The organism is Dyadobacter sp. HNCC25DJ185, assembly GCF_056895195.1.
The window spans coordinates 345834-358486 of sequence record NZ_JBXHAR010000001.1 but is presented as its reverse complement, the minus strand read 5'-3'; the positions used below and the strand labels follow the sequence as shown (position 1 = coordinate 358486).

The window sequence follows — 12653 nt, the reverse complement described above, 5'->3', positions numbered from 1 at the left end:
TGTAAAAAAAGAGATGACCTGAGCACGATTTGATCCTGCCGGTCATTAAACCCGGCAGGATTCTTCCGGGAAGATTTACTTTACCGCAAGCAGTTTTTCCAGTTTCGCCTTTTCAGCTTCAAGACGTTTTGCATCTGCGTTCAGAAAACCAAACTGATGCAGGTCCGCTCCTCCGTGAGACGCCACCCATAAGAGAAATTTCTTCGCTTCCTGATTTGCGTTGTTTTTTGCGATTGAGAAGTGCAAATATTCGATAGGTACATTTTTCACTTTTTCGCCTTCGAGTTTTCCAATGACCTGATCCAGGTTTTCAAATGCTTTTTCGTCTTTGGAAATCCGTCCGTTTCCGTCCAGGTCCACAGGGATGATGGCAAGCCCGTCAGCCACTTTCCTGGAATTCAGGTCAAATGCAAGGCCAGGCACTGTATAAGTAATGCCGGTTTCATCTTTCAAAAGTGCTTTAATCAGGTGTTCATCCGCTCCGGCGATTGATTTGCCTTTAATTTGCTGTTGCTCATATCCGAAGAATTTTGCAAATGTAACAGGAGCACCGGCCTTCTGAAGACGCGTGTAAACAGTAAAGGGAACGGTTATCGGCTCGCTTTTTTCCGCATATATGTCATGGAAAAAAACCTGCTTGTACGTCTTTTCATCCAGCCCCTTTTCACCGTATACTTTGGCGAAGGCAGATTTCGCATTCGCAACAGGAAGCAACGCGTAACGGCCGATGGAAATGAATTCCCTGCCTTCCTTAACCAGCCTTTCCTGATCATATGCTTCGATAAGCAGATCGTATTTCTCCGGATCAGTTACCGTTCTGGACTCAATGACAATCTGCGCATTCGGATGCTCTGCCGTATAGTCCTTGATCCATTTTTCGACCAGTGGATATGCAAACCGAACTCCGGTAATCACCACCTTGTCCTGCGAAGATTCCTGCGCAAAGGAGAGCGAATGAGCAAAAACAGCCACGCCGGCTGCCATTAATAGGGATTTGAAAGCTTTCATTATGCTAGACAGTAATTGAAAAATCGTAAGTGTCGCAGGATATATGCGGAAGGCCGACAGAGTATACCCTACTAAATTTATAGACAAAGTAAAGTTAATAAAAATACTTAATCAAACATTTGTGACTTTTTTAATATCCGTTGTATTTAAAAAGTGCTTACAGCCCTCATAAAGAGTAATACAACCTAAATAGTCAACACAATAAATTTAAATTTTTCAATATTAAATAAAATTTTGTCCACCTTCTGTTACAAACAAAGCAGGCTTTCATGGGATCCAGTTTCCATGAAAGCCTGCGTCTCTAAATTCGCATAGTGTGCTCCTTATTGGCTACACCAAACGCACCGCCCATTCCAACTGCTGTGAAGACACCCTTTCCACGCACCGCAGACGAAAAGGAAGCCTGGAAGAATGTCCAGTTTTCCAGGCTTCAAACTAAACCTGCTACTTCAGACTGCTTTGCTGCCCCGGATTGTAATCAATCGTGATACGATCTATTTTTCCCGTAAAAGCAAAAGGAACTTTGTACGTGTCGGCTACGGGCGTCAGGTCATCAAAGCCAACATTGACGCCTTCATGCAGATACACGTAGCCCGTTGTCTTTTCAATTTTAGATTCGCCAACCTTCGCATCATTTGCAAAAAGCCTGATCAGGCCCGTCCCATCCTGATCGTACTTTACATCTGCTCTAAGCTGCACTTTCCCTGTGGGCAAAGTCGCGTTTTCGGAGGTGACCACGTATTTCGTGCCGTCCCCGACAGCGTAAACAAATTTCAGTTTCTGATTCTGCACAAAGAAGCTCAGCCCTCCTTCAAACCCGCCACGCGACAAGAGCACACCCTCTGTTTCTACCCCCGAAATAGCTACGTCCGCAACGATACTGAATGATTTTTTTATCGCAAAAGACCCTGCTACATCCACAATAGTCGACTGACCGGGATATAAAACCACACGGTCCAAATCTTTGTAGGCCGTCTGCAAATTATAACCCAGCGTCCCATCCTTCAATGGAAAAACATTGTATTTTGTGCCTTCACTATCAAACAGCGCGCGAAGTTCCTTTAACTTAGCCGGCTGCTGCTCGCCAAGGTCATTGATCTCATTGAAATCATCTTTCAGATTGTACAGCTGCCATTTATCCTGACTGAAATCTTCTCCTTTCACGTGCAGGGAGCCCGCTTTCCAGCCATCCTTATAAATCGCCCGGGAACCATGGATTTCATAATACTGTACCGTGTGACGGTCTTTTGCAGTAGGATCATTCAAGCTGTACGCCAGACTTGTGCCTTCAATCGGATCCTGCTTATAGCCGTTGATCTGATCTGGTATTTTCGCATTGACCAGTTCGAGCGTTGTGGGCAGAATATCAATGACGTGGCTGTACTGGTTACGTATTCCCCCTTTTTCCTTAATTCCTTTCGGATAAAAGACGATGAGCGGATTGTGCGTGCCGCCTTCCGCATTGGCGTCCTGTTTCCAGTGGCGGAACGGGACATTGGTCGCAGCGGCCCAGCCGAGCGGATAGTTTACTTTGGAAAATTCCGTACCGATCAGGTCTATATTTTCCAGGTTCTTTTTCAAACGCTGTTCCTCGGTAATGCCTGCTCCATAATTGTTTACGGTTCCCACAAAAGTACCCTCCTTGCTCGCGCCGTTGTCGCCAACTGAGACAAAAATGAGTGTATTTTCGAGCTGACCCGATTCCTTCAAGTGTTTAATCACGCGCCCGATCTCATAATCTGTATATTCAATAAAACCCGCATAGTTTTCGAAGAAACGGGCGTATAATTTTCTTTCATTCGCAGGCAACGTACTCCATTCCTTGACACCCGGATTTCGGGGGGGCAGTTTGGCGTTTTTAGGAACAACACCGAGCCTGATCTGATTGGCAAGCACCTTTTCGCGGTATTCGTCCCAGCCACCGTCGAACTTGCCTTTATACTTGTCCGACCATTCCTTTGCAACCTGGTGAGGCGCGTGCCCTGCCCCCGTGGCAATGTAGAGAAAGAACGGCTTATCGGGGTTCCCCGCCTTTTGTCCCGAAACATAGCTGATCGCTCTGTCGGCTATCAATTCGTTGAAGTGCTTTCCATTCTGCTGATCTTTCTGGCGCTGCGTCCCTTCCCAAAGCTCAGGATGCCACTGATCTATACTGCCCCTCGAAGGAAACCCATAAAATTGCTCAAAACCACGGCCCGTTGGCCAGCGGTTAAACGGCCCGGCGGGTGTCAGGTCGGCAAGTGGTGTGATATGCCATTTTCCCAATGCAAACGTATTATATCCGTTTTCTTTGAGTATCTCGGCAATAGTCGCTTTTTCGAAGGGGATTTGGGCATCATAACCCGGCGTACCGATGGCGGTTTCAGGAAACAGCCCCATGTGTGCCGAATGAGCATTCCGACCGGTCAGCAGCGCGGCTCTCGTGGGGGCGCAGATGGCGGTTGTATGAAAATTGGTGTAACGCAAACCATTATTGGCCAGGCTATCAAGCGTTGGCGTATTGATGAGCCCCCCAAAAGTACTGATCGCTCCATAGCCAACGTCATCCAACAATATCCAGACTACGTTTGGCGCGCCTTTCGGGGCCGTCTTCTTTTCAGGCCAGGATTCTGTGGTTTCTTTTACAGTCTTTCCGATCTTGCCCTTGTAGGGTTGGACGGGAGTGTATTGGGCGTTTGCAAACCGGCCTGTGCTCAACAAGACCATCGCAACAAGCAAATGTTTGACAGGAATTAAAACTTGTTTCATCTCTATATCAGATCTGATGGATTTAATAGTAGCCCGACCTTTGCCGGAAGGTAAAATGCCCCCCATATTCATTCAAAAAACGGAGGGCATTTTACATTTCCAACATACATCAGACTGAAAAATACATTCTTCTTATTGCCAAAGCGGGTTTTGCTTCAAAAGCGCGTTATTATCCAGCTCTGTCTGTGGGATCGGATAGAGATAATGTTTGGCAGAAACATTGTTCTTGCCCACCTTACGCAGGCTGGATTCCAATATTCCGTTACCATTTGCATCCTTTTCACGGATCAGGTCGAACCACCGCTGATATTCATAAGACAATTCCAATCGACGTTCAAAGTATAATGAATCTCTGAACTGGTCTTTTGTCAATCCCTGTGTAAGGTTGGGCAATCCGGCTCTTGTCCGCACACGGTTGATCGACCGGTAAGCTTTGGCAGTCGGACCGTTCACTTCGTTCTCGGCTTCGGCATGGATCAACAGCACTTCGGCGTAACGGATAATAGGAACATTGGCTTCCGAGTTTGAAGTTACCGCGGTATTATTGGGGTCCCACCACTTGTTCCAGAAAGGCGTAGAATCATTTGGAACAGCCGTGTTAACAATTGGCAGGCCGTATTTTTTCCCATTGGTGGGGCTTGTAAAGCTTCTCACAAAGGTTACCGCACGTCTCTTATCAGTAGGCTTGTAGAGTTTGTAAATGCTAAAAGACTTATCGTTACCCTCCGTGTAAAAGCGAACCATGTGGGCGTAATTGCCCGTCAGCCCGGGAATGGCTGTATAAATCGCACGCGGGTTTTCACTGTTTCCCTGGCTGTAGGAGTTGCCTTTCATCTGAGCCGAGAAAATATGTTCGGCCCCATTTTTATAAGCTGGAAGGAATACGCGGGAATAGTCCGAAATCAGGTCGTACCCATAGTTACCGGTGCCGCCATCCGCCGCTGACAATACTTCCTCCACTTTGGCGATCGACTTCTGGTAATTTTCAGTCAGTTTCAAAGGCAGCGACGCCTTGATCAGATACACTTTGGCAAGCAGCGCCTTTGCCGCGCCGGCTGTGGCCCTCCCCACCTCTGGGGAACTATATGTAGCAGGCAATACCGCAGCAGCTTCGGTGAGATCCTTTTCTATCTGCGCATAAACATCAGCTGACGGCGTTCTTGCAATGGCATATTCACCTGCGGTAACGTAATTCTGATACTCCGTAACCAAAGGAACGTCACCGTATAAACGTACCAGGTTAAAGTAATATAATGCCCTTAAAAATTTGGCTTCTCCCAAAATTCTGTCTTTTGTTGCCGGAACACTGAAAGTGATACCGGGCACTTTTGCCAAAACCAAATTGGCCTTACGTATTGCCGCGTAATGCTGCTGCCAGAGTTCGTAGACCCTCAGATTGGCTGACGAATGAGACTGCACTGCAAGCGACCTCACGTCAGGATTGGTGGCGCCGGGACCCGGATCCTCGTCGTCGCTGCCCATGTTCATGCCTGTGTTGAACAAGGTGTTGTAGGGCGATTGTACCCGTGCCGTGTTGAGGTGGAAATAGACGGCGTTGATCGCTGTGACCGCATCGGACTCTGTTTTGTAATACTGCTCTTCCGAAATAATGGATTCGGGCTCCTCGGTAAGAAATTCTTTGCAGGATGCCATAAACAAAGCGCTCATGGCCAACAAAATAAATTGGTATTTTTTCATTTTAATGCTCGTTGTTATTGATAAAAATCAGAATGTTAGGGACAAGCCAACCTGGTAGGATTTGTTGTTTGGATAAACGCTGTCGTCCACACCCTTATTAATCAAACTTTGTCCGTTGGAACTCACCTCGGGGTCAAAACCAGTGTAATTGGTCCAGGTTGCTGCATTCTGAGCAGATATATAAATCCTGAGGGCTTGAATGTTCGCTTTTGCAAGAATTTGCTTGGGAATGGTATATCCGAAAGAAATGTTTTTCAGCCTGTAATAGGTCGCATCCTCGATAAACCTGTCGGAAATTGTAATGGCCGGATCCTGATACGCTTCCTTGACATCGGTATTGGTATTCGTGGGCGTGTATCTCTTTAAGAGCTCCGTGGATGCATTGGTATAACCTGTTCCCAGTTCCAGACTGGCCCGATTGACGTTATATAATTTCCCTCCCACCGACGCCTGAAAAAATACGGAAAGGTCAAATCCCTTGTAGCTCAACGTGTTGGTGATCCCGGCTGTAAATTTGATCTGATTATCGATCACCTCACGGTCACCTGCCTGGGTTATTACGCCGTCGCCGTCCAGATCCTTAAATTGTTGTCCGCCAGGTCCTTTATTCGCCTGCGGCGTGAGCGGGGTTTCCCCTTCCTGGATCACGCCATCGGTTTTGTAGACAATAAAGGAACCCAGTGGATGTCCAACTTTGGCGATAGACGGTGCGGAACTGGATGGGATGTATTGACTTACGCCAGGCCCCAGATCCAGGATCTTGTTGGTGTTTCTGGCAAAAATAAACAAGGTATTCCATTTTAAAGCGCCTGTAAGGTTCTGAGAATTCACCGCCAGTTCAAAACCCTGGTTTGAAACAGCGCCCACGTTCTGGTAAACCGTAGAACCTTGTCCGTTGTAGATATCCGATAAACCGGAGGTACCTGGAACAGTCCTGGTCAGCAATATGTCTGTTGTCTTTTTGTAATAATAATCCGCCGTGATATTGATACGATCTTTATACAACCCCACATCTAAGCCTGCATCCACCTGAAATGTCTTTTCCCATCCCAGATTTTTGTTTGACACCGTGCTAGGCGCATAACCCGAAACGGTGTTCCCTGAAAAGTTGTAAGGGTAATAAGTGAGCTGTGCAAGAGACTGATATGGCGGAATAGACTGGTTACCAGTCGAGCCTGCGCTCAGTCTCAGTTTGAGCAAACTCACGTGCTTGACCTTTTCGAAGAACTTTTCATTGGCGATATTCCAGCCAAATGCTGCGGATGGGAAATACCCCCATTTGTTTCCCGCCCCAAACTTCGAAGACCCGTCAGCGCGAAGCGTAAAAGTTAACAGGTACCGATTATCGAAAACGTAGTTTACCCGACCAAGGTAAGACGCCAATGAAAATTCGGAAGACGACGAAGATGGTGTCCTGTTGGTTATTCCTGTTCCAAGGTTGTTGTATCCAAGGGCGTCAGAAGAAAAACCAGCCGCTTCAGCAACCGCACCTTTGGATTGTGATCGCTGCGCAGTGAAACCAACGACGGCATTGATCCTGTTTTTTTCATTAAGCTCCTTATCATAGCTCAGGGTATTTTCGTTCAGCCAGTTGGTTGTAAAAAGAGAGCCGACGAGCGCCTGACCGTTCAACGACGAACCTTCATAGGTAGATTTGGGCAGATACCTGTTCTGTTTGTTATCCACGATATCAGTACCCACCAGCACTTTCGCCTTCAAGCCTTCGATAATCGTATATTCCGCTGAAAGATTCCCCAGAAACCGGTTGGTAATGGTTTCATTAAGCTGATTATACAATGAATTGATCGGGTTGGCATAAACCGTTTCGAAGGGGCTGTTTTTTACATAAGTACCATCGTCCTGGTAAACGGGTAATGCAGGGGGAGTAAGTACCAAAGCAGAAACGATGCTTGCCGGTGCTACATTGGCCTTTGTACGACTGCCCGTGATGCTCGATGTGAATCTCAGTTTGGAACTGTAATCATGGTCTATGTTGAATCTGGCTGAAAGCCTTTCAAAATCGGTGTTTTTCAGAACGCCGTCCTGTTTCAGATAATTTCCGGAAATCCCAAGCCTGGTTTTGTCTCCGCCCGATAAAATCGAAATGCTGTGACTTTGCTGCGTCGCCTTTCTGAAAGCTGCTGCCTGCCAGTCGGTCCCTGCTCCTGTTGTATCAAGCTTGTATCCTGTCACACTTGGCAAATTGGGCGTCTTTCCCGAGTTGTAAGCGGCGTCCTTACGCAACTGCCACCATTCACCCGCATTCAGCAACGGCAATGTCCTGATCACCTCCTGTTTGCCATAATAAGCTTCATATGTAATGGACGACTTCTTTTTTGATCCGCCTTTGGTGGTGATAATTACTACACCGTTAGCCCCTCTCGAACCGTAAATAGCCGTAGCCGATGCATCCTTCAATACATCGATGGATTCAATGTCTGCCGTATTCAGCGAAGACAACGGGTTGATCTTCGAACCGTTGGTTACGCCCGCGTCATTTAGCCCGTAATCGTTGTTAATCGGAAACCCGTCGATCACATACAGCGGGTCACTTCCTGCGGTGATCGAATTGCTTCCCCGTATCTGGACACTCACACCGCCACCCGGCTGTCCGGACGTCTGGGTTACTGTTGCCCCGGCAATAGAACCTTGCAAAAGCCTTTCCACGGAAACTACCGGCTGCGATTTTATCTCTTGCGGAACAGAAGAAATTGAACCCGTAATGTCCTTTCTTTTCTGTTCACCGTACCCGATCACAACCACTTCATTGAGCAGGTTGGCGGTTTTTAATACTACTTCAACAGCTTCATCGGTCAGTTCGTAAATTTCGATTTCCTGCTGCTGAAATCCAGTCACGTTGATTTGCAGCGTGAAAGGAAATTTTTTCGCAGCGCTAATGCTGAATTTGCCTTCTAAGTCCGATAAGGCGTATTTTGATGTCCCTTTTTCAACAATGGTTGCGCCGGGGAGGCCCTGTCCTGTATCATCCTTGACAATACCTTTAATAACGTCCTGAGCTTTCAGCGCAGAGGCGCTGAAAATTAACGCACCTAATAACCAGATCAGGTAAAACTTTTTCTTGATCATTTCTAAACTATGAATAATGGTAAATTAAATTGAGGGCACTCTCTTATCATACACGCAACTTTCCGGCACTCACCCGGGAGCAACGGACACAGATATACGCAGCCAAATTCACGTGCACGAGAATTTGGAGATCACAAACAGTTAGGGATGTCGGGGGGCGTTGTTGATAGGCCGTCGTGTGGAAGCAACTTTTTCTGGTATTGATTTACCACACTTCATGAGTTTCCACAACAACAATAGAAAACATTTGAAGAGCGTCGTGAAACCACCATGCATACAGCGGGATGCTGTGACTCGTGTAAAGCATTTTTCATTGTCTTATTTTGATTTTGACGTTTCAGCAGGTTAGCAGCATTGAGACAAACAAATATAGTCTACTTGTTTGATAGACAAAGTAAAGTTTTTAAATTTATATATCCAAGCAAAAGCCAGAAAATCCGGAAGCATCTCTTGAAATTTTCATTTTTTTATAAATCGTTCAGAGCATAATTCACAGACTGACAAACAAATAAGTATTGTCCCCAAAACTGAATCTTCAAAAAGTTAAATTATTTACAGAAGTAAGCATACATTTACGTCTAAAGGGAATGAGAGCCAAAACCCTATAATTCCAAGATTTCCGCTGGCAACCCTGGGTTTCAGAGAATGGTCGATTGCGTGTCTCTCCCAGACCCGATTGCTCTGTGCCCTAACTTCTGGCAGCGCAATCAACAAATAAGCCCAAACGCAATAAAAAACCTTAGTTAATCTAAAATCCATAATAAAAATTGAGGAATCCCTGAGCATATCTTCCCTTTCTGGTGCATGAGAAGACTAGTGTTGTTGTGTCTCTGAACCCAAATCCCTTCAAGGGGACTTTGTGTTGTATTTGCCTGAGTAGACCCACCATCTTGCGGGTTGGGCGCGCTTTCACTTCCCTGTCGCGCTCTTGTCCCCTTCCGACTGCTCAATGACCACTGTTTTGACTGCGCCGGTAAACGCAAACGTCCCTCCATACGACTTCGTGACTGGCGAATTCAAATCTTTCCCCACGCTAAACCCGTCACTCGAAGCCGAATTGAGAAACTTGGTTTTACTTTCGATGAACTGCTCGCCGGCTTTCTCGTTGTTGACATAAAGCGTTACTTTTTTATCATCGGCAAACTCCACTTTGATCACGTTCCTTCCGGCCGAAAGGCTTTTGGCAGAAATCAACAAAATCTCTTTCAAACCATCATTAAGCAGGTATTGCAACTTGTTATCCTTCACAAAAAGGCTTGTCCCGCCGATCAAACCGCCATTTGCGAAGATTACGCCTTCCGTGTTCCTGTCTTTCACATCGACGGTCGCGGTAATTTGAACAGGGCCTTTTCCAATGTAAACCCTGGTTTTGATGCTCGCACCTCCGTAGATCACCGATTTGGGACTAATCGGCGGTGGCGCCAATCCTGCGCGGAAATTTTTCAGAGGGTACACGTCATACTTTTGGGCTTCTTCGTCAAACAGCTTTTTGAGTGTTTCCAGCTTGTCGGGATACTTCGCCGCCAGGTCGTTGATTTCGTTGTAATCTTCATTCAGGTTGTACAACTCCCACTTGTCCCTGCTGAAATCGGCGATGAAATTAATGTCCGTCGTATTCTCGCCAAATGTATTTCTTGGGTGATAAACGCTGGCTTTCCAGCCATCTTTATAAATAGAGCGCCCGCCATGCAACTCATAATATTGCTGGGTATGCCGCGTCGGCGCTTTGGCATCGTCCAGGGAATACGTGAGCGAAGTACCATGAAATGGCCGTTGCGGATAACCGTTGATCACTTCCGGCACCTTCAATCCAGCCAATTCGATCGTGGTGGGCAGGATATCGATCACGTGTGCATACTGGGGACGCAATCCGCCTTTTTCCTTGATACCTTTTGGGTAATGTACGATCAGCGTGGTATGCGATGCGCCTTCCGCATTCACATCGCTTTTCCAGTAACGGAAGGGAGTATTCGTAGCCTGCGACCAGCCGAGCGGGTAATTCGGGTAACTGTATTCGGTGCCGATCTTATCATATTGCGACAAAAGGAAACTGATATTGTCCCCTGCTGCTTTTTCGGCTGTACCCACGGTGCCCGTGTAAGTACCTTCTTTACTACCTCCGTTGTCCCCCACGATCAGGAAAATCAACGTGTTATCGAGCTGGCCAATTTCTTCTAAATACTTCGTTACTCTACCAATCTCATAATCGGTATAAGTCAGAAAACCCGCATACACCTCCATGAAGCGTGCGTATATTTTCTTTTCGTCTGCCGAAAGCGACTCCCAGGGTTTGATACCTGTCTGGCGCGGCGGCAACTGCGTCCCTTTCGGAACCAGTCCGGCAGCTAATTGCCTTTTGAACACCTCCTCGCGGTATTTATCCCACCCTCCGTCGAACTTGCCTTTGTATGGATCGCTCCATTGTTTAGCTACGTGGTGCGGCGCGTGGGCTGCGCCGGTTGCGAAATAGACGAAAAAAGGCTTTTCAGGATCGGCTGATTTCTGGTTGGCGATGTAAGAAATGGCTTTGTCGGCCATGAGCTCATTCAAATGCCGCGTATTGGGTTCGATATCGATCGGCGAAGTTTCCTCTACCAGTTGCGGATGCCACTGGTCTGTCGCGCCGCCCAGAAATCCGTAAAAATGTTCGAAGCCCCGACCGGTCGGATAGCGGTTATACGGACCTGCAATAGTCAGGTCACGCGGCTGGTTTCCGTGCCACTTGCCCAATGCAAATGTGTTGTAGCCGTTTTCCTTAAATATCTCGGCCACCGTTCCGGCTTCGAAAGGAATGTTCCCGTTGTAGCCCGGCGTACCGATCCCCAGCTCAGCATGGTGCCCCATCGCGACACTGTGCGCGTTACGGCCAGTAAGCAATGCAGCCCTGGTCGGACTGCAGATCCCCGTGGTGTGGAAATTGGTATAACGCAAACCGTTACGGGCGAGCTTCTCGAAATGAGGCGTGTCGATCAATCCTCCAAATGCAGACGTGGCACCAAAACCGACATCGTCCAGCAATATCCAGACGACATTGGGCGCGCCCTTCGGTGCTTTCACAGGCTCCTGCCACCATTGCTGGGTTTCTTCAATCGTCTTCCCGATTTTGCCTTTAAATGGCTGCACCGGATCGTGCTGGGCATTTACCTGGCCTGCCGTAAGCGCTGCGCTAAGGAATGTTGCCGCAGCCAGCTTCTTGTAATGTACTGATCGCATGAAATTCACTTTAAAAAACAGTTTGTTCTTTCAGTGCTTTTTCGATCTCAGCCTTGGAAGCAACACCTTTTCTCTCCCACACCACCTGATTGTTGCGGTAGAGGATCAGAGTAGGGAGACCGACCACACCCAGTTCTTTCACAAGGCCTTTATTTTCATAAGCCTCGATTTTGATCACCTTTACATGGGCAGCCTGTTCTGTTTTAATCGAATCGACGGTTGGCGCGAGCCGTTTGCAGCTTGGGCAGTAGCGCGAACCAAAATCAACCAGGACCAGCTTATCGCTTTTCAGCGACGCCTGGTATTCGTCCAGTGAGAGCCCTTTCCCGGTTGTAGAAATAACTGGCCGGCCCAATCCTATCCACTTGCTCAGGCCACCGGGAATTTCGGTAACATCTTTAAAGCCAGCATTCCGCAGGTCGGCAGCCAGGACGCCGCTTCGTCCATTCCCGATCGAATAAATAAAGACAGGTTTCTCTTTGTTTAATTTCCCGCTTTGCTTTTCGAAATCCGATTTGTCGGCAACACTGAAACTGATGGCTCCTTCGAGGTGGTTCTGGGCGTATTCTTCCGGCAAGCGGGCATCCAGGATCTGGGCATCCTTACCAGCGGCTTTCAGCTTGGCCTCGAAGGCCTCAAATGATAGCAGGTCTCTTTTCTTTTCCTGCTGCGCAAAAACCGGGGTTTTGAAAGCCAGTACAAGCAGCATCATGCCAAGTAGTCGAAGATTTTTCATAGTCGTTTTATAAATATTGAATTTGGATTCTGTACAAGAAATGGGATAGCTCCTGCGGGACCGCAGTATTCCAAAGGCTGTAAGGAAATAGAAATTGAACCACCATTTTGAAGTAAAATCAGGTTGCAGGACCGTCCTGCAACATTTGCAACCCATATATCCC

6 protein-coding genes are annotated in these 12653 nt (G+C 47.3%); all 6 read right to left on the bottom strand.

Translation table 11 applies throughout. The features are described from left to right. Positions 1–75 precede the first annotated feature (75 nt). The 6 genes from AC1XUF_RS01405 to AC1XUF_RS01380 all read right to left on the bottom strand — a co-directional run bounded on the left by AC1XUF_RS01405 (position 76) and on the right by AC1XUF_RS01380 (position 12490). Positions 76–1008, bottom strand: coding sequence for a hypothetical protein (locus tag AC1XUF_RS01405; RefSeq protein ID WP_483339803.1), 933 nt, complete (start codon positions 1006–1008; stop codon positions 76–78). A 444-nt stretch (positions 1009–1452) separates the two neighbouring features. Next, positions 1453–3756, bottom strand: a complete 2304-nt coding sequence (locus tag AC1XUF_RS01400; RefSeq protein WP_483339802.1) for an arylsulfatase — start codon at positions 3754–3756, stop codon at positions 1453–1455. Positions 3757–3888: 132 nt separating this feature from the next. Beyond that, positions 3889–5454 carry a RagB/SusD family nutrient uptake outer membrane protein gene (locus AC1XUF_RS01395; protein WP_483339800.1) on the bottom strand — a complete coding sequence of 522 codons (1566 nt, stop codon included), beginning with the start codon at positions 5452–5454 and terminating at the stop codon, positions 3889–3891. A 27-nt stretch (positions 5455–5481) separates the two neighbouring features. After that, complete coding sequence (locus AC1XUF_RS01390; protein WP_483339798.1) at positions 5482–8541, bottom strand: SusC/RagA family TonB-linked outer membrane protein; 3060 nt, start codon at positions 8539–8541, stop codon at positions 5482–5484. Positions 8542–9450: 909 nt separating this feature from the next. After that, complete coding sequence (locus tag AC1XUF_RS01385; protein WP_483339796.1) at positions 9451–11754, bottom strand: arylsulfatase; 2304 nt, start codon at positions 11752–11754, stop codon at positions 9451–9453. A gap of 10 nt (positions 11755–11764) precedes the next feature. Then, entirely contained in the window at positions 11765–12490 is a 726-nt protein-coding gene (locus AC1XUF_RS01380; RefSeq protein WP_483339794.1) for a thioredoxin domain-containing protein, read from the bottom strand. Positions 12491–12653 lie beyond the last annotated feature (163 nt).

Bases quoted from the DNA above. Each gene is read 5' to 3' on its own strand.
- AC1XUF_RS01405 (WP_483339803.1), bottom strand. From the start codon at position 1,008: ATGAAAGCTTTCAAATCCCTATTAATGGCAGCCGGCGTGGCTGTTTTT.
- AC1XUF_RS01400 (WP_483339802.1), bottom strand. From the start codon at position 3,756: ATGAAACAAGTTTTAATTCCTGTCAAACATTTGCTTGTTGCGATGGTC.
- AC1XUF_RS01395 (WP_483339800.1), bottom strand. From the start codon at position 5,454: ATGAAAAAATACCAATTTATTTTGTTGGCCATGAGCGCTTTGTTTATG.
- AC1XUF_RS01390 (WP_483339798.1), bottom strand. From the start codon at position 8,541: ATGATCAAGAAAAAGTTTTACCTGATCTGGTTATTAGGTGCGTTAATT.
- AC1XUF_RS01385 (WP_483339796.1), bottom strand. From the start codon at position 11,754: ATGCGATCAGTACATTACAAGAAGCTGGCTGCGGCAACATTCCTTAGC.
- AC1XUF_RS01380 (WP_483339794.1), bottom strand. From the start codon at position 12,490: ATGAAAAATCTTCGACTACTTGGCATGATGCTGCTTGTACTGGCTTTC.